A 17,246-nucleotide genomic window follows, 5' to 3' on the forward strand; every position below is an offset into this window, starting at 1 on the left:
TCATTTCTTGGGCAGCAGGTTGAGGCCGGGCGCCGGATCTTCCAGCGCATCCTCATCCTGACCAGCCGCCGGAATCTCTATCCAACGCGTGGTGGCGCCATCGCATTCCTGCACCACCGGAAAATAGAGTTTTTGCCCGGCCGGCAGATCGGCGGCCAACGTGCCGCGGAAGACGAACTCGTCATAAAATTCATCCGGCAGGCTGCCGCCGCTCCAGTCGACTTCCTTGACGCCCGAGGTCACCGCCTCGCCATAGAGCTGGTAGGATTTCTCGTACTTGCCTTTCTTGACCTGCAGCGTCCAGCCGGGCTTGGGCATCGGCTTCACTCCGATCACCCCTTCCGGGATCTGCACGCGCACGGCAATCGTCGCCTTGCCGTCGCAGCCATGCGGCACCCGCAGCACGGCCTTGTAGGTCGAACCGACCGGCGCTTCCTGGGTTTCGAGCGTGATATGGCCGAAGGCAGCGCTTGTCCCCAGGACGAGGAATGCAGCGGCCGGCAAATGATGCTTGTTCATGATGGGTCCCTCTCGAAAAAATTGATTGGCAATAATTGGTCAGTCGTTGTCTTCCAGGGGTGGCGCGCTGCCTATGGCTTGCACGGCAAACTCGACGGTCACGGTTCCGGCCCTCTCGAAAGTCAGCGTAGCGGCAAACATCTGGCCTTCTTTAGGGGGCTGCTTCAGATCCATGAACATCACGTGATAGGCGCCGGGACCCAGCGTGACCTTGCCGCCCGCCGGGATATCCAGGCCAGCACTGACCGGGCGCATGGTCATGACGCCATCCTTCACCCCCATTTCATGCAGTTCGGCCTTGCCCGAAATGTCGGAGGAAATCGATAGCAGCCGGTCTGGCGCGCTGCCCTTGTTGACGATGGTGAAATAGCCGCCGGCAACCTTGGCGCCGGCCGGCGTGGCGCGCGACCAGGGATGCTCGATCTCGATGTCACCGGCCTTGAATTCATGCGCAAGGACGGAATGGGAGCCGACGAACAACAGTGCAAAGGCGAACAGGGCGCTGCCGAGACGCTGCTCGATAGTGCTGAATAAACGGGTGCTGCGGTGCAACGCGCCGGCACGAAGAAAACGGAACATGGGTAGGCTCCATGAATATAAGGTCGCGCCGTTGTCGGGCTGCGAACGTGTTTGTCATTGGATGATTATCGCCTGCGCAGGTTACGCAAAGCGAGCGGCGGTTTTCAGCCCGCAAGCGGCGGCGCGCGCGGATTGGCCGGAGAGCGCTCGCGCGTGACGTCGGGATGCCTGACTGCCGGCGGGGCAAAAGCGACTGTTTCCAAGTACTGGCTGACCGGCGCCAGGCCGACGCCTGCCGGCGGCGCATAGGCGACGGAGGCCATGCTGCAGCCGAGCATGCAGCACGCCGGCATATGCTGCTGGTGCGGATCGCCGCCGGGAAGCTTGACCGCTCCCTCATGGCTGCAGATGACATTGCCGAAAGCGTCGAGTTGCGAGGCATCCGGCGCAATACCGAAGGCAAACACGCCGAGCGTCGACTGGAGCAGCAGCACACAGGCCGCGACAAAGGCGGCCGTCATGCTCCATCTCTTACGCCGGAAGTCCAAAGACCTGCCTCTTCACGCAGCAACGCGTGGATATCTAGCACGCGGCATGTCGGCGGAAAATCGCCAAATCATCGCTGCGGCAACGCGGCGCGTTCGATCCATGTCGCACAAAAGTGCGCAGCGGTTTGGGATAACGCATGAGGCAGAGATCTTGTGCGCATAACGTCCCTTCGGACGTCGCGCTCAGGAAGCCGGGCGGCCGCCGATTTCCGGGATCGACGTCAACAGCGTGTGGCGTGCCGACTTCAGATGCTTGCGGCAGGCGGCGTCGACCTTGCCGAGATCGCGCGATTTCAGCGCCGCGATGTAGGCGAGATGCTCGCCAACCGCGACTTCGTTGCGTTCGCGCTCCTGCGCCTTGTTCCACTGGTAGTGGTAGTGAAAGATCATGGCGATGACGTCGTAGAAATCGACGATGAAGCGGTTGTGCGACGCCCGGTGGATCAGCCGGTGGAAGCGCTCGTCTAGCTCCGAGAATTCGTTGAAGCGGATGGCGATTTCGCTGGCCAGAAGCCGGTGCTCGTCTTCCAGCCGGTCGAGATCCGCCCAGACCGGACTATCCCCAGGCAAGGCGGCAAAGGCCGCCGCCGAGCGTATCTCGAACATTTCGCGGATTTCAGTGAGTTCGAGCGCAAAGGCACGGGTAAATCCTTTCAGCACCCAGTGGCTGTTGCGCCGCTTCTCGATCAGGCCGAAGCGGGAGAAGCGGATCAGGAACTCGCGCACGCTGGTGGTGCCGACGCCGATCTCGCGCGCCAGTTCGAGCTCGTTGATCTGCATGCCGGCCTCGGCGCCGCCGGCCAGCAACCTGCGCATAAACGACCGCTCGATGATCTGGGCCAGTGTGTCTGTCTCCTCCTCGGGGAAGAAATCATCCGGCTTCGGCGCCCTGAGCACTGTCTTGCTGCGTTTGTTCCACGCGATCAGCCCGGTCTCTTCCATGCGCGCCAGAATGGTGCGCACGGTGGTACGGCTGACGCCAAGCAAAGTGCCCAGCTCCGGCTCCGACGGCAGGCTCTGCGTCTCATCGAGCAGCCGCAGACCCCTGTTGTAAGCGTCCTTGTAGACGTTGTTGCTCTTCGACATCCCTGCCCCGTTGCGCGCCGGCGCTTGCTGTGGCTGGCTTGAAGCGCGATATCACATATGTCCTGGCGCTGACCCGGCAAAGCAAAACGCTCTGCGTGTCAGACGCCGCTCCCCACAAGCCAAGCGTCCATCGGACGCATGGTCTCCTCCTGAAAAAACAATTGACGCACAAATGTTTTTTCACGATAAAAGACATTATATGTAAACAGACGCGTGTCAATCCGCGCATCCCCAGGAACAGACCCAGGAAACTGCCCGTGAACGCCTCGAACAGCATTCTTCTGTCCCCCGCCGACAATGTCGCGGTCGCCAATGGCCGCATCGAGATCGGCACCCCTCTGCCCGGCGGCGCCGTCGCCACGGCCTTGATCGAGCCCGGCCACAAGGTGGCGATCAAGCCTATCGCCGTCGGCGAGGCGGTGGTCAAGTATGCCCAGGCCATCGGCCGCGCCACCCAGGACATCGCGCCCGGCGACCACGTCCATTCGCACAATCTGGTCTTCGAGTCCGGCCGTCTGCCGGTCGTGCCGCCGAGCGAAGCGGAGCATGCCACCGAAGCCGACCGCGCCCGGACATTCATGGGCTATCGTCGCGCCGATGGCCGTGCCGGCACGCGCAACTTCATCGGCATCATCGCCAGCGTCAATTGCTCGGCCACCGTCTGCCACGCCATTGCCGACGAGGCCAACCGCGTGCTGTTGCCGAAATATCCGGGGATCGACGGCTTCGTCCCGATCGTCCATGGCCAGGGCTGCGGCATGAGCGGCACCGGCGACGGCATGATGGTACTGCACCGCACGCTCGCCGGTTACACCCGCCACCCGAATTTCGGCGGCGCGCTGATGGTCGGCCTCGGCTGCGAGGTCAACCAGCTTACCCTTTACGGCCAGAAAGGTGCGGCGGCGGGAAAACGCCATTTCAACATCCAGGACGCCGGCGGTTCGCGCAAATCGGTCGAAAAAGCGATGGGCGTGCTCGCCGAAATCGCCGAGGAAGTCGGCCAGTATCAGCGCGAGCCGATCCCGGTCTCGGAGATCGTCGTCGGCCTGCAATGCGGCGGTTCCGACGGCATGTCGGGCATCACCGCCAATCCCGCGCTGGGAGCGGCGGTCGACATCCTGGCCGGCGTCGGCGGCATCGGCATCCTGTCGGAGACGACGGAGATCTATGGCGCCGAACATCTGCTCGCCTATCGCGCGGCAACGCCGGAGATCGCCAAGAAGCTCGACGGTTTCGTCAAATGGTGGGAGGACCATGTCGCCAAGCACGGCGCCTCGATCGACAACAACCCCTCGCCCGGCAACAAGCGCGGTGGCCTGACCACCATCCTGGAAAAGTCGCTGGGCGCCGTGGCCAAAGGCGGCCAGACTCCGCTCAACGGCGTCTTCGGTTATGCCGAAAAGGTCACCGGCAGTGGCTTGGTGTTCATGGACACGCCCGGTTACGACCCGGTCTCGGCGACCGGTCAGGTGGCGGGCGGCGCCAACATCATCGTCTTCACCACCGGCCGCGGCTCCTGCTTCGGCTGCCGGCCCACGCCGTCGATCAAGGTCGCCACCAACTCGACCATGTACCACCAGATGGAAGAGGACATGGACGTCAATTGCGGCGTCATCGCTTCGGGTGAGAAGACCATCGCCGGCATGGGCCGGGAACTCTTCGAACTCATCGTCGAGACGGCATCGGGCCGCAAGACCAAGAGCGAGGCGTTCGGCTACGGCGACAACGAGTTCGTGCCGTGGCACCTCGGCGCGACGCTCTAACCACCGACGAAAAAAGCGGGCTGCAAAGACGGCTCACAAGGGGAGGCTGTGGATGGACAAACGCCGCATCGGCACGACTGCGCTCGAGGTAACCGAGATAAGCTTCGGCGGGGCGGCGATCGGCGGGCTCTACCGGGCCTGTCCGCGCGAAGCGGCGATGGAGACGCTGCAGACAGCCTGGGATGCCGGCCTGCGCTATTTCGACACCGCGCCCTTCTATGGCTTCGGCCTGTCGGAACGGCGGACCGGCGATTTCCTGCGCTACAAGCCGCGGGATTCCTATGTGCTGTCGACCAAGGTCGGACGGTTGTTCCGCCCGGTGCCGGAAGACCAGGTTCCCGATCATTCCTATGTCGACCCGCTGCCCTTCGCGCTCGACTACGACTACTCCTATGACGGCATCATGCGCTCGGTCGAGTTCTCCTATGCCCGGCTCGGGCTGAACCGGATAGACATCCTGTTTGTGCACGACATCGGCACCTACACACATGGCGTCGAGAAGACGAAGCTGCACTTTCGCCAGCTGATGGACGGCGGCTTGAAGGCGCTGGAAGAGCTTAAAACGTCCGGCGTGATTTCCGCCTATGGGCTCGGCGTCAACGAGGTGCAGATCTGCCTCGACGTGCTGCGCGAAGCGCCGCTCGACTGCATCCTGCTGGCCAGCCGCTATTCGCTGCTCGACCGCTCGGCTGAAGCCGAGTTGCTGCCGCTGTGTCGTGAGCGACAGACTTCGCTCATCATCGGCGGCGTTTTCAACTCCGGCATCCTGGCGACCGGGCCGGTGCACGGCGCGCATTTCGATTATCTGCCGGCGACGCAGGACATACTCGAGCGTGTTGGGGCGATGGAGAAAATCGCTGATGAGGGCGGATATCCGCTGGCGGCGGCTGCATTGCAGTTTCCGCTGCAGGAGCCTGTCGTGGCCAGCGTGCTGACCGGAACGGCCAAGCCCGCCAACCTGACGCGCAACCTCGACCTGTTCGACGTCCAGGTGCCGCAAGCGGAATTCGCCCGCTACGCTCCCTACACCATCGTGCAGGAGCTCGGCTGACGAAACGCCACGATCACGGTTCTCAAGAAGGAATGAACATTCCATATTGACTCGACGGTGGAATTAATATTCCATGATGCTCAAGGAGGATCGGGAGCGTCTGGACGTGGCACTGAGGATCGGCAGGGAGGTTTCCCCGCCAAGCCATGCGCAGGCCGATATGAAACACCGCTTGCGTCGGCCGGACCGATGCACTATCAAAAAGCGGCAACTGTTTTTTATTGATAAAGTTCTGTTTGGGCCGCGCCTATCCAAATGGAGCTTCCGTAACCTTCACCGGGCGATCTAGGGAGGATTCCTAATGAAATTCGTGACCAGCATTCTCAACCGCCGCTCACTGATGGCACTAGCTGCCGCCTCGATGCTTGCCGGCACGCTGCACACGGCGCCGGCTTCGGCGGCGGACGTGACCATTCCGATCATCGTCAAGGACACCACGTCCTTCTACTGGCAGATCGTCCTGGCCGGCGCCCGCAAGGCCGGCAAGGATCTCGGCGTCAACGTACCCGAACTCGGCGCCCAGGCTGAAACCGACGTCAACGGCCAGGTCTCGATCCTCGAGAATGCCGTCGCCGGCAACCCGGCCGCGATCGTCATCGCGCCGACCGAATTCAAGGCGCTCGGCAAGCCGATCGATGAAGCGGCCAGCAAGGTCAAGGTCATCGGCATCGACTCCGGCGCCGACTCCAAGGCGTTCACCTCGTTCCTGACCACCGACAATGTGCAGGGCGGACGCGTCGCCGCTGACGGTCTTGCAGCAGCCATCGGCGAAGCCAATGGCGGCAAGATCGAGGGCGACGTCGCCCTGATCACCAACGCGCCGGGCGCCGGTTCGCTGGAGCAGCGTAAGCAGGGCTTCACCGAGCAGCTGGCCGCGAAATATCCGGGGCTCAAGCTCGTCGCCGACAAATATGCCGACGGGCAGGCAACGACCGGTCTCAACATCGCCACCGACCTGATCACCGCCAACCCGAACCTCAAGGGCATCTTCGCGTCCAACCTGATCATGGCGCAGGGCGTCGGTCAGGCTGTCGCCGAGAATAACCTTGGCGGCAAGCTGGCGCTGGTCGGCTTTGACAGCGACGAGAAGCTGATCAAGTTCCTCAATGACGGCGTCATTTCCGCGCTCGTCGTCCAGGATCCGTACCGGATGGGCTATGACGGCATCAAGACCGCGCTCGCCGCCTCGAAGGGCGAGAAGGTCGAGGCCAATGTCGACACCGGCGCCAACCTGGTGACCAAGGCAAACATGAAAGACCCCAAGATCGACGCCCTGCTCAACCCGAAGCTCTGAGCCCGTCAACCAAAAATCCTTTCCGGGGCCTCGCGCCCCGGAAACACCGGATACAAGCTTGAATATCCACAGGCTTGAATCACCTCGACGATGCGGCTTGACTGCATCGCGACGTGCCAATCGTAAGGCCAATCTGGGAGGATTGTCATGACGCCCACGGCGCAGGAACTGCACCCGGCCCCAACGCTAGCGCCCGGCAGGACGATCCTCGAACTGCACGGGCTGGAAAAACGCTATCCCGGCACGCATGCGCTGAAGCCCGTTCACCTTGCCTTCAAGGCAGGTGAGATCCACGCCATCGTCGGCGAGAACGGCGCCGGCAAATCCACCTTGATCAAGCTTCTGACCGGCGTCATGCCGCGCACCTCCGGCGATGTCATCTGGGAGGGCAAGCCGGCAGCGCTGGCAACCCCACACGAGGCGATGGCGCTGGGCATCAACGCCGTGCATCAGGAGGTCGTGCTCTGCCGCCATCTCACCGTCGCCGCCAACATGTTCCTCGGCGAGGAGAATTCGCGCTTCGGCATCCTGCAGCAGCGGGCCATGGTGAAGGAAGCGCAGAAGATCATCGACGGTCTCGGCTTCGATCTGCCGGCGCATGTCATGCTGGGTGACCTCACCATCGGCCAGCAGCAGCTGATCGCCGCCGCCCGCGCCACCGTGCGCGGCACCAAGTTCCTGATTTTCGACGAGCCGACCGCCTATCTCACCCGCAAGGAAGCCGACCAGCTGTTCACGCTGATCCGCAGGCTCAAGGGCGAAGGCGTCACCATCATCTACATCAGCCATCGCATGGAAGAGGTGTTCGAACTCGCCGATCGCGTCTCGGTGCTGCGCGACGGCACGCTGGTCGGCACCCGCAACATTGCCGAGACCAATGACGCCGAGCTGGTCAAGATGATGATCAATCGCTCGATCGAGCAAGTCTACCACAAGGAGCATTTCACCCCCGGTGCCGTGATCGTTGAAGCGAAAAACCTGTCGGGCAAGGGCTTCGAAGACGTCTCGATGACAGTGCGTGCCGGCGAGATCGTCGGGCTCTATGGCCTGATCGGCGCCGGCCGCAGCGAGTTTGTCACCACGCTTTATGGCCGCCACAAGAAGTCGGCCGGCCAGATCCGCTGGCAAGGCAAACCGGTGCTGATCAATTCCGAGCACGACGCGATCAAGCTCGGCATGGCGCTGGCGCCGGAAAGCCGCCGCGACCAGGGCCTGTGCCTGAACCTGCCGGTCGGCCTCAACCTCAACCTGCCGATCTACAAGCGCATCTCCAACAACCTGCTGATTTCGAACACGAAGGAAAAGGCTGAAGCCGATCGCCAGATCGCCGGCCTCCGCATCAAAACGCAAACACGCGGCGCCCTGGCCTCCAGCCTGTCCGGCGGCAACCAGCAGAAGATCGTCATCGGCAAATGGCTGGCGCACGGCGCTAAGCTGTTCATCTTCGACGAGCCTACGGTCGGCGTCGATGTCGGTACCAAGGCCGAGATCTACCGCCTGTTCGGGGAACTGTTGTCCAAGGGCGCCGGCATCATCCTGATCTCGTCCTATCTGCCCGAGGTTTATGAGCTCGCCGATACGCTGCACGTGTTCCGGCGCGGCAAACTGGTCGCCAGCCATGGCTTTCGCGCCGCCAGCCACGAAGACGTGCTGACGCAGGCGATCGGCTGACAAAACAAGAAACGGGAGGAACCATGAGCATCGAAACCGTCGCGATCGAAAAACCGAAACGGAACTACAACGTCCTGTTCGGGCTGACGCTTCTGGCGTTGCTGGTTCTGCTCTGGATCGTGCTGTCGGTGGCGACGCCGAGCTTCGCCTCCTCCAACAACATCGCCAATCTTTTGCGGCAGGGCTCGATGATCGCCATCATGGCGGTCGGCCAGACCTTCGTCATCATCACCGGCGGCATTGACCTCTCGGTCGGCGCCGTGGTCGGCTTCGCCACCGTCATTGTCGCCATGATGATTAATGCCGGCTTCCCGATCTGGGTCGCCATTCTGGTGACGCTGCTGGTCGGTGTTGCCATCGGCCTGTTCCATGGCTTCGGCATCGTCAAGATGGGCCTGCCGCCCTTCATCATCACGCTGGCGACGCTGACCTCGTTGCGCGGCATCGGCCTGTTGATGACCAACGGCAACTCGATCAACATCAACAGCGACAGCTTCACCGCGTTCTCGCGCAGTTCCTTTGTCGGCATCCCCAATCTGTTCTGGATGGTGATCCTGGTCGGTATCCCGGCCTACATCTTCCTGCACCACAGCCGCTGGGGCCGCTATCTCTTCTCTGTGGGATCCAATGCCGAGGCCTCGCGCCTCTCGGGCGTCAATGTCCAGCGCACCATCTACATGGCCTACACGCTGTCGGGCCTATGCGCGGCCTTCGTCGGCGTGCTGCTGGCGGCGCGCATCGGCATCGGCAACCCGACCCAGGCCGAAGGTTGGGAGTTGCAGGCGATCGCCTCATCGGTGATCGGCGGCACCTCGCTGTTCGGCGCCGTCGGCTCGGTGCATGGCCCACTGCTCGGCGCCTTCATCCTGGCCACCATCAACAACGGCGCCAATCTGCTCAACGTCAACTCGTTCTGGCAGCGCATCATCACCGGCGCGCTGATCATAATCATCGTCTATTTCGACGGGCTGCGCCGTCGCGGCAAGTAATTCTCCCTGACCTTCTGCGCCGGCCTGCTTAACAACGGACCGGCGCCTTTTTTGAGAAACACTGGAATTGCCGAATGAAAGCTGTTGTCTGCCGCTCGCCCGGCGAGCTTGTCCTGGAAGACCGGCCGGCGCCAGGAGCGCCGCCTGCCGGCTGGGCGCTGGTCGCCGTCAGCCATGTCGGCATCTGCGGCACCGACTACCACATCTTCGAAGGCAAGCACCCGTTCCTTGCCTATCCCCGCATCATGGGCCATGAAGTGTCGGGCACCGTCGTCGAGACCGGCGAAGATGTCGACCTTGCCGTGGGCGAGCCCGTCATCATCAATCCCTATCTCGCTTGCGGAAAATGCATCGCCTGCCGGCACGGCAAGCCGAATTGCTGCGTCAGGATCGAAGTGCTTGGCGTCCATCGCGACGGCGCCATGGCCGAGCAGATCCTGGTGCCGGCGCAGAATCTTTATCCGGCAAACGGCTTGTCGCTGGCCGATGCGGCGGCGGTGGAATTCCTCGCCATCGGCGCGCATGGCGTGCGGCGCGCTCGCGCCGAACCAGGCGCCCGCACGCTGGTCATCGGCGCCGGGCCGATCGGCCTTGGCGCAGCGCTGTTTGCGCGCATCGCCGGGCTCGATGTCAGCCTGCTCGACATGAGCACGGAGCGGCTGGATTTTGCAAAAGGCGAACTCGGCTTCGCCACGCTCGACGGCTCACAAAAAGCGGCAGCCGAACTGGTGCGCGAGGCAACCGGCGGCGAAGGGTTCGACATCGTCTTCGACGCCACCGGCAACACCGCCTCGGTGCAGTCGGCCTTCGCCCATGTCGCGCATGGCGGCACGCTCGTGCTGGTCAGCGTCGTCAAGGATGACATCGTCTTTTCCGACCCGGAATTCCACAAGCGCGAAATGACATTGATCGGCAGCCGCAACGCGCTGAAAGTCGATTTCGACCACGTCGCCGCCTCGATCCGCAACGGCGCCGTGCCGCTGGCAAAACTCGTCACCCACCGCACCACGCTGGCCGGCACGCCGGATGATCTCACCCGCTGGGCGCATGAGAAATCGGGGTTGATCAAGGCTGTGATCGAGGTGGGGTAAGACATCCGAAAAATTTGGTGGAGCGATAAGTGCCGAGTTAAGGCAGATCGCATACCTCGGCGATTTGCGAAAAGGCCCGTCGCTTCCTCATCCACGGGCGGAGCAAGGAGCGAAGCGACGCGGCGCAGACCCGAGGTTTCATTCGGTGACGTCTGCGCTAGAATCCAGCGGTGCAAAAAGAGGCGTCCATTCGCATCTCCTACCTGCACCGCTGCGGCGCGCGACAGTCGCGGCATGGGTCCTCGAGTCTCCGCGTCCGCTGCGCCCGTGGATGAGGGAAGTGAGCGGCTAAGCCGCCCGCTTCCACCCATCCCTGATATGCCTGTATCCCTCGCGATAAACTGCCTCCGGCGTCTCGGAAAAATCCCGCCACACCTTGGTCGCCGCCGCCAGATCCTTCAGCGACCTGCCAAACGCCTCGATCGTCAGCCAGTCGTCATAGCCGCTCTTGCGGATGGCCGCGAAAGTCTCTTTCCACGGAATGTTCCCGCGCCCCGGCACGCCGCGATCGTTCTCCGAAATGTGGATGTGCACGACATTCCGCCGGTGCTTCATGTAGGCGCCGATCGGGTCGGCTTCCTCGATATTGGCGTGGAAGGTGTCGTACATCGCCTTGATGTGCGGCCGGTCGATGGCATCGACGTGCTCGGACAGATCGGCCATCGTGTTCAGCAGATAGCACTCGAAACGGTTGAGCGCCTCCAACCCGATGGTAACGTTCCGCTTGCCGGCATGATCGCCAATGGCGCGTTGCGAGGCGATCGAGCGCTTCTTCTCGGCAGCGGTCGGCCCGCTGCCGGAGAAGGCGCCGAGCGTCGAATGCAGCGGCCCGCTCAGCGTACTCGCGCCGAGCGCCTGGGCGCAATCGATCGCCCATTTCATGTAGCCGATGCCGGCCTTGCGGGTCGCGGCATCCGGCGAAATCAGATTCATCGCCGGGTCGCCCATCGCCGTAACAGCCGTGCGCTCCAACCCGATGCGGTCGAGCAAATCGCCAAGGTTCTTGTAGTCCTCTGGCGTGCCTGAGAAGATCGGTATCTCGACGCCGTCGAAGCCGGTCGCCTTGATGTCGCGCAGCAACGGCTCGTGTTTCTTAGACACGGAAGTCGTCCACAAAAACATGCACATGCCGATTTTCATCGACAGCCCCTCCCCGTTTGACGGCGCGCGCTGGTTTCTTTCGCACCTCGCACCATGCGCCCTCATTCGGCCGCTTCGCGGCCACCTTCTCCCCGAAGGGAGAAGAGACTTGGCGCCGGCGCTCCCTAAAGTTTCGTCCACGCCCCGTTCTTCTTCGATGACTTCACGCAGGCCTCGATGAACGCCATACCTTCGACGCCGTCCTGGATGGTCGGGAACACCACGTCCTTGCCCGGCTTGCCGCCCTTCTTGCGTGCCGCGCGGATCGCCCGCGCCGCCTCCTGGTAGATGTTGGCGAAGCCTTCGAGATAGCCTTCCGGATGGCCAGACGGAACGCGGCTGACGCGTCCCGCAACTGGCAGCGCGCCGGCGCCGTTGCGGGTGAGCAGCTGCTTGGGCTGGCCAAACGGCGTGTACCAGAGATAGTTCGGATCGGCCTGCACCCATTCCAGCCCGCCTTTAGAGCCATAGATGCGCAGCTTCAGCCCGTTCTCGTGGCCCGGCGCCACCTGGCTCGCCCAGATCATGCCCTTGGCCGGATGCACCTTGCCGACCGGCTTGAAGCGCAGCATGACATTGACATTGTCGTCGAGCAGTCGCCCCGGCACGAAAGCGTCGAGATCGGCCGACAGGGAATCGAGCTCCAGACCCGAGACGAAGCGCGCCAGATTGTAGGCATGCGTGCCGATGTCGCCGAGCGCGCCGCCCGCGCCCGCCTGCTTGGGGTCGGAGCGCCACGCCGCCTGCTTCTGGCCGGTGGCGGCAAGATCCTCGGTCAGCCAGTCCTGCGGGTACTCGGACTGAACGATGCGGATGTCGCCAAGCTGCCCCTTGGCCACCATCTCGCGCGCCTGCCGGATCATCGGATAGGCAGTGTAATTGTGCGTCAGCACGAACACCTTGCCGGTCTTTTCAACCACGGCCGCGAGCTTCTTGGCCTCGGCCAAAGTCGTCGCCAGCGGCTTGTCGCAGATGACGTGGATGCCCGCCTCGAGGAAGACCTTGGCCGCCGGCACGTGCACATTGTTGGGGGTGACGATCGCCACCGCCTCGATGCCGTCCGGGCGCTTGGCCTCGGCCTCGGCCATCTCGGCATAGGAGGCGTAGCTGCGCGCCGGGTCGAGACCGAGTTCGGCGGCGGAAGCCTTGGCGCGCTCGGGATTGGCCGACAGGGCGCCGGCCACCAGCACGAAGTCATTGTCCATGCGCGCCGCGATCCGGTGCACCGCGCCGATGAAGGCGCCTTGGCCGCCGCCGACCATACCATAGCGGATCGGGCCGCCCCCCGCTTCCGACTTCGATGCGCCGACCATGTCTTTCTCCTGCTTGTGTCAAATACCCATCATGGCGCGCAGCATCTTCTTGTCGGTGGTGCCGCCGGCGAAATCATCAAAGGCCTTTTCCGTCACCCGGATAATGTGGTGCTGGATGAAGGGCGCGCCTTCGGCCGCGCCGTCCTCCGGATGCTTGAGGCAACACTCCCATTCCAGCACCGCCCAGGAATCGTAGCCATACTGGGTAAGCTTGGAGAAGATGCCGCCGAAATCGACCTGCCCGTCGCCAAGCGAGCGGAAGCGGCCGGCGCGATTGGTCCAGCTCTGATAGCCGGAATAGACGCCTTGCCGCCCCGTCGGATTGAACTCGGCATCCTTGGCATGGAAGGCCTTGATCCGCTCGTGATAGATGTCGATGAATTCGAGATAGTCGAGCTGCTGCAAAAGGAAATGCGACGGGTCGTAGTTGATGTTGCAGCGCTTGTGACCGCCAACCGCATCTAGGAACATCTCGAAGGTTGCGCCGTCGAAGATGTCCTCGCCGGGATGGATCTCATAGCCGACGTCGACGCCGTTCTCGTCATAGACGTCGAGGATCGGCTTCCAGCGCTTGCCGAGTTCGGCAAAGGCCTCCTCGATCAGCCCGGCCGGCCGCTGTGGCCAGGGATAGAGATACGGGAAGGCCAGAGCGCCGGAAAACGTCACCGAGGTTTTCAGGCCAAGATTCTTCGAGGCCTTGGCGCCGAACTCCATCTGTTCGACCGCCCATTTCTGCCTGGCCTTGGGGTTGTTGTGCACCGCAGGCGGTGCAAAGCCGTCGAACTGGGCATCATAGGCCGGGTGCACCGCCACCAGCTGCCCTTGAAGATGCGTCGACAGCTCGGTGATCTCGACGCCGGCATCAGTGCAGACGCCTTTCACCTCGTCGCAATAGGTCTTGGAAGACGCCGCCTTCTTGAGGTCGAACAGGCGTGCATCCCAGGTCGGGATCTGCACGCCCTTGTAACCGAGACCGGCCGCCCATTTGGTGATCGAGGCCAGCGAATTGAACGGCGCGGTATCCCCCGCGAACTGCGCCAGAAACAGCCCCGGACCCTTCATTGTCGACGGCATCGGCATCCTCCCAATTCATTTTTCCAAGGACCAAGCATAGCGCCTGATGAAAGCAGGGCCAGCCTCTTTGGTCTCTTGTGATGTGCATTCTCGTATGGCATTCTGGTATTACCAAATACCGGAAATGGGTCAAGCCATTTGACTCACGCGCAAAGCTGCCGGGGCATTCCATTTTTGGCGATATATACCAGCATAATCAATACGGTACACAGATGCCGATATCGCATCGCGGCGGTTCTTGCCGCGCGACAAAAATTGCTGTAGACCTCCATTAGGGCCCAATTGGTCGAACCAGTTGCGCAAAAACGCTGGAGCGCCTTGGGGAGGAAACACGCGACGCGCCTTGTGGGGCGCATCGCAGGCGAACTGGCACAGACGAATTCTGGGAAGGATAGACCATGCATCTTTCGACGCACAACTGGATGCGCGCGGAACCGTTGGAGGTGACGCTGAAGCGCATCAAGAAATTCGGCTACGAGTCGATCGAGATTTCCGGCGAGCCCGAGCAATACAAGACCAAGGAGACCCGCGCGCTGCTGAAAGAATACGGCATCCGCTGCTGGGGGTCGGTGACGCTGATGCTGGGCGAACGCAACCTTGCCGCCAGGGACCAGGGCCAGCGCGAACGCTCGGTGCAGTACGTCAAGGACGTGCTGACCATGGTCAGCGAACTTGATGGCGAGATCATAACGCTGGTGCCCGCGACCGTCGGCAAAGTGGTGCCGGACGGCACCGAGGAAGAGGAATGGAAGTGGGTGGTCGACGCCACCCGCGAATGCTTCACCCATGCCAGGAAGGTCGGCGTCAAGATCGCGGTCGAGCCGCTCAACCGCTTCGAGACCTATCTGTTCAACCGCGGCGCGCAGGCGTTGGCCCTGGCCGATGCGGTCAGCCCCGAATGCGGCGTCTGCCTCGACGCCTATCACATCCATATGGAAGAATTTAACGTCCATGACGCGATCCGTCAGGTCGGCAAACGGCTGTTCGACTTCCACGTCGCCGACAACAACCGCTTTGCCGCCGGCCTTGGCCAGATTGATTGGCCACGGATCGTGCAGACGCTGAAGGAAGTCGGCTATGACGGCGCGCTGACGAACGAATTTGTCGCGCCAGTCGACCGCACACCCGCCGCGCCCTATCCCGACATGGTCGAGCGCAATCCGGTCGACATTTCTCCCGAACAGCTGAAGTTCATCCAGGATCACGGCTCCAGCGTGCTGACGGAGAAATTCTACACCGACCAGATGCGCATCACGGCCGAAACGCTGCTGCCGCTAATCAAGTAGCCGATCGGGATGCGCATCAAAACGGTCCAGGCGTGGTGGGTCCGCGTGCCGATTGAGGCCGCGAAGCAGCATCGCAGCGACTTTGGCCAGGTGACGACGTTCGACGCCGCCATCCTGCGCATTGAGACTGACGACGGGCTGATCGGCTGGGGCGAGGGCAAGAACGCCGCCGGCAGCGCCGGCAGCTATGGTGCGCTGGTCTACATGCTGAATCACGAGGTCGGGCCGCAGCTGATCGGCCGCGACCCCGCCGACATCGGCATGATCTGGGAGATGCTCTACAACGGCGTGCGCCATGACAGTGCCGCGCGCGCCGGCCATGCCATGCCGCAGCTGGCGCGGCGCGGCATGAGCATTGCGGCAATCAGCGCCGTCGATATCGCGCTCTGGGATATTCTGGGCAAGTCGTTGGGACAGCCGGTGTGGCGGCTCATCGGCGGCCGCAAGCTCGACCGCATGCCGGCCTACGCCTCCGGCGGCTGGGCTGCCGCCGACGCTATCGGCGAGCAGCTCAAATCCTACATCGCCAAAGGCGGCTTCAAGGCGCTGAAGATGCGCGTCGGCGCCATGGACGGCGCCCCGCACATTTCCGCCGCCCGCGTCCGCGCCGCACGGCAGGCGCTCGGTCCTGACGTCGAGTTGATGGTCGACGCGCACGGCACCTATACGGTGGCCGAGGCCAAGCGCTTCATCAGCCTGGCCAGCGATCTCGACCTCGCCTGGTTCGAGGAGCCTGTTATCGCCGACGACAAGGCTGGTATGGCCGAGGTGCGCGCCTCGGGTTCGATCCCGATCGCCACCGGCGAAAGCGAAGCGACGCGCTACGCCTTCCGCGATCTCGCGGTGCTGAAATCCGCCGACATCTTCCAGCCGGATCCGGCCTTTTGCGGCGGTATCAGCGAGGCGATGAAGATCGGCACCATCGCCAGTGCCTTCAATCTGCGCTTTGCCCCGCATCTGTGGGCCGGCGCGCCATGCTTCTTCGCCGGCCTGCATGTTTGTGCGGCCTCGCCTGCCAGTTTTACCGTCGAATATTCGCTCGGCGCCAACCCGATGATCCACGATCTTATCGAAGAGACTGTCGAAGCAAGGGACGGTATGATAGCGATCCCTGAAAAGCCGGGTCTGGGATTCACCATTTCGGAGCGGTTCCTGGAGGCGCACGCGCAACGCGGTTGACGATGAAAGAAAAGAACCTTCTCGCCGAACTCGCCGCCTATCTGTTCGCCCATTCGGACAAGGAGAGCGGCCGCACGCCCTCGGAGCGCGAGCTGGCGGAGCATTTCGGTGTCAGCCGCGGCCAGATCCGCGAGGCGCTGGCCATTCTGGAGGCCATGCGCATCGTCGAGCGCCGCGCCAAATCCGGCATCTATGTCGACACCAGGCAGGCCAGTGTAGAAGCCTTGGCTCTTTTCGCCCGCGCGGGCCTGCCGCTCGATCCGGTGCAGATCTACGAGACCGTCGAACTGCGCAAGATCCACGAGATCAAGGCCGCCGAACTTGCCTGTTCGCGTGCCACTGAAGAGAATTTCGAACGCCTGCGGGAGATCCTGAAAGCCTCGGAGGAGTGCATCGCCGCCGGCGAAGGCCTCGCCAAGGAAGACCGCGAATTCCACCTCGAAATCGTGCGGGCGACCAAGAACGGCGTCTTCCACAATATCTGCAGCGTCTATTACCTGATGGGCGAGCAGCGGCTGCCGATCTACTTCAACGATCCCGAGCGCTCAGTGCGCTCGCATGCCGAGCATATCCAGATCTACGAGGCGCTGCTGCGTCGCGACGGCAATCTCGCCCAGGCGCTGATGAGCGCCCACCTGCAAGGCGCGGAAAGCTACTGGAAGGGGATCATCGAGGGCCGCGAGGCGCAAGCGCAAAGCCTGGCATTTGAGAAAGCCTAGAGCA

Annotated in this window: 16 protein-coding genes; 9 read left to right on the forward strand and 7 right to left on the reverse strand. The window is 62.8% G+C overall.

What is annotated here, in order from left to right; all coding sequences use genetic code 11:
* The 4 genes from NKJ58_RS16260 to NKJ58_RS16275 all read right to left on the reverse strand — a co-directional run bounded on the left by NKJ58_RS16260 (position 1) and on the right by NKJ58_RS16275 (position 2,672).
* The gene (locus tag NKJ58_RS16260; protein ID WP_352463284.1) at positions 1-519 is read right to left on the reverse strand and encodes a YcnI family copper-binding membrane protein; all 519 of its coding nucleotides are present in this window, start codon (positions 517-519) and stop codon (positions 1-3) included.
* Between the two features lie 39 nt (positions 520-558).
* A complete protein-coding gene (locus tag NKJ58_RS16265) occupies positions 559-1,098 on the reverse strand; it encodes a copper chaperone PCu(A)C (protein ID WP_352463285.1) in 540 nt (179 codons plus the stop codon).
* 104 nt (positions 1,099-1,202) lie between these two features.
* Positions 1,203-1,559, reverse strand: coding sequence for a DUF2946 family protein (locus NKJ58_RS16270; RefSeq protein ID WP_023728562.1), 357 nt, complete (start codon positions 1,557-1,559; stop codon positions 1,203-1,205).
* A 210-nt stretch (positions 1,560-1,769) separates the two neighbouring features.
* Entirely contained in the window at positions 1,770-2,672 is a 903-nt protein-coding gene (locus NKJ58_RS16275; RefSeq protein ID WP_352463286.1) for a GntR family transcriptional regulator, read from the reverse strand.
* Between the two features lie 257 nt (positions 2,673-2,929).
* Between NKJ58_RS16275 and NKJ58_RS16280 the strand changes: the two genes are divergently transcribed.
* From NKJ58_RS16280 to NKJ58_RS16305, 6 genes are all read left to right on the forward strand, one after another.
* Positions 2,930-4,435, forward strand: coding sequence for a UxaA family hydrolase (locus NKJ58_RS16280; protein WP_352518463.1), 1,506 nt, complete (start codon positions 2,930-2,932; stop codon positions 4,433-4,435).
* Between the two features lie 52 nt (positions 4,436-4,487).
* Positions 4,488-5,486, forward strand: coding sequence for an aldo/keto reductase (locus NKJ58_RS16285; protein WP_023714138.1), 999 nt, complete (start codon positions 4,488-4,490; stop codon positions 5,484-5,486).
* A gap of 301 nt (positions 5,487-5,787) precedes the next feature.
* Entirely contained in the window at positions 5,788-6,780 is a 993-nt protein-coding gene (locus NKJ58_RS16290; protein WP_023669816.1) for an ABC transporter substrate-binding protein, read from the forward strand.
* A 147-nt stretch (positions 6,781-6,927) separates the two neighbouring features.
* On the forward strand, positions 6,928-8,451 hold the full coding sequence (locus tag NKJ58_RS16295) for a sugar ABC transporter ATP-binding protein (protein ID WP_031197627.1): 1,524 nt from the start codon (positions 6,928-6,930) through the stop codon (positions 8,449-8,451).
* Between the two features lie 23 nt (positions 8,452-8,474).
* A complete protein-coding gene (locus NKJ58_RS16300) occupies positions 8,475-9,440 on the forward strand; it encodes an ABC transporter permease (protein WP_023683015.1) in 966 nt (321 codons plus the stop codon).
* 74 nt (positions 9,441-9,514) lie between these two features.
* Positions 9,515-10,531 carry a zinc-binding alcohol dehydrogenase family protein gene (locus tag NKJ58_RS16305; protein ID WP_023683014.1) on the forward strand — a complete coding sequence of 339 codons (1,017 nt, stop codon included), beginning with the start codon at positions 9,515-9,517 and terminating at the stop codon, positions 10,529-10,531.
* 288 nt (positions 10,532-10,819) lie between these two features.
* Here the strand turns inward: NKJ58_RS16305 and NKJ58_RS16310 are convergent, their stop codons facing one another.
* The 3 genes from NKJ58_RS16310 to NKJ58_RS16320 all read right to left on the reverse strand — a co-directional run bounded on the left by NKJ58_RS16310 (position 10,820) and on the right by NKJ58_RS16320 (position 14,058).
* Complete coding sequence (locus NKJ58_RS16310) at positions 10,820-11,671, reverse strand: sugar phosphate isomerase/epimerase family protein (protein WP_023683013.1); 852 nt, start codon at positions 11,669-11,671, stop codon at positions 10,820-10,822.
* Positions 11,672-11,796: 125 nt separating this feature from the next.
* Entirely contained in the window at positions 11,797-12,984 is a 1,188-nt protein-coding gene (locus NKJ58_RS16315; RefSeq protein WP_352853448.1) for a Gfo/Idh/MocA family protein, read from the reverse strand.
* 18 nt (positions 12,985-13,002) lie between these two features.
* Positions 13,003-14,058, reverse strand: a complete 1,056-nt coding sequence (locus NKJ58_RS16320; RefSeq protein WP_023683011.1) for a sugar phosphate isomerase/epimerase family protein — start codon at positions 14,056-14,058, stop codon at positions 13,003-13,005.
* A 398-nt stretch (positions 14,059-14,456) separates the two neighbouring features.
* Between NKJ58_RS16320 and NKJ58_RS16325 the strand changes: the two genes are divergently transcribed.
* From NKJ58_RS16325 to NKJ58_RS16335, 3 genes are read left to right on the forward strand one after another with little or no spacing between them, the layout of a single operon-like run.
* Positions 14,457-15,344 carry a sugar phosphate isomerase/epimerase family protein gene (locus NKJ58_RS16325; RefSeq protein WP_023683010.1) on the forward strand — a complete coding sequence of 296 codons (888 nt, stop codon included), beginning with the start codon at positions 14,457-14,459 and terminating at the stop codon, positions 15,342-15,344.
* A gap of 9 nt (positions 15,345-15,353) precedes the next feature.
* Positions 15,354-16,523: a mandelate racemase/muconate lactonizing enzyme family protein gene (locus NKJ58_RS16330; RefSeq protein ID WP_023683009.1), complete on the forward strand. Its 1,170-nt coding sequence runs from the start codon at positions 15,354-15,356 to the stop codon at positions 16,521-16,523.
* Between the two features lie 2 nt (positions 16,524-16,525).
* Positions 16,526-17,242: a FadR/GntR family transcriptional regulator gene (locus tag NKJ58_RS16335; protein WP_023683008.1), complete on the forward strand. Its 717-nt coding sequence runs from the start codon at positions 16,526-16,528 to the stop codon at positions 17,240-17,242.
* Positions 17,243-17,246: the final 4 nt, after the last annotated feature.

Origin of the sequence: Mesorhizobium sp. M0139, from assembly GCF_040322455.1 — a bacterium.
Classification (GTDB): Bacteria; Pseudomonadota; Alphaproteobacteria; order Rhizobiales; family Rhizobiaceae; genus Mesorhizobium.

Bases quoted from the DNA above. Each gene is read 5' to 3' on its own strand.
- NKJ58_RS16260 (WP_352463284.1), bottom strand. From the start codon at position 519: ATGAACAAGCATCATTTGCCGGCCGCTGCATTCCTCGTCCTGGGGACA.
- NKJ58_RS16265 (WP_352463285.1), bottom strand. From the start codon at position 1,098: ATGTTCCGTTTTCTTCGTGCCGGCGCGTTGCACCGCAGCACCCGTTTA.
- NKJ58_RS16270 (WP_023728562.1), bottom strand. From the start codon at position 1,559: ATGACGGCCGCCTTTGTCGCGGCCTGTGTGCTGCTGCTCCAGTCGACG.
- NKJ58_RS16275 (WP_352463286.1), bottom strand. From the start codon at position 2,672: ATGTCGAAGAGCAACAACGTCTACAAGGACGCTTACAACAGGGGTCTG.
- NKJ58_RS16285 (WP_023714138.1), top strand. From the start codon at position 4,488: ATGGACAAACGCCGCATCGGCACGACTGCGCTCGAGGTAACCGAGATA.
- NKJ58_RS16290 (WP_023669816.1), top strand. From the start codon at position 5,788: ATGAAATTCGTGACCAGCATTCTCAACCGCCGCTCACTGATGGCACTA.
- NKJ58_RS16295 (WP_031197627.1), top strand. From the start codon at position 6,928: ATGACGCCCACGGCGCAGGAACTGCACCCGGCCCCAACGCTAGCGCCC.
- NKJ58_RS16300 (WP_023683015.1), top strand. From the start codon at position 8,475: ATGAGCATCGAAACCGTCGCGATCGAAAAACCGAAACGGAACTACAAC.
- NKJ58_RS16305 (WP_023683014.1), top strand. From the start codon at position 9,515: ATGAAAGCTGTTGTCTGCCGCTCGCCCGGCGAGCTTGTCCTGGAAGAC.
- NKJ58_RS16310 (WP_023683013.1), bottom strand. From the start codon at position 11,671: ATGAAAATCGGCATGTGCATGTTTTTGTGGACGACTTCCGTGTCTAAG.
- NKJ58_RS16315 (WP_352853448.1), bottom strand. From the start codon at position 12,984: ATGGTCGGCGCATCGAAGTCGGAAGCGGGGGGCGGCCCGATCCGCTAT.
- NKJ58_RS16320 (WP_023683011.1), bottom strand. From the start codon at position 14,058: ATGCCGTCGACAATGAAGGGTCCGGGGCTGTTTCTGGCGCAGTTCGCG.
- NKJ58_RS16325 (WP_023683010.1), top strand. From the start codon at position 14,457: ATGCATCTTTCGACGCACAACTGGATGCGCGCGGAACCGTTGGAGGTG.
- NKJ58_RS16330 (WP_023683009.1), top strand. From the start codon at position 15,354: ATGCGCATCAAAACGGTCCAGGCGTGGTGGGTCCGCGTGCCGATTGAG.
- NKJ58_RS16335 (WP_023683008.1), top strand. From the start codon at position 16,526: ATGAAAGAAAAGAACCTTCTCGCCGAACTCGCCGCCTATCTGTTCGCC.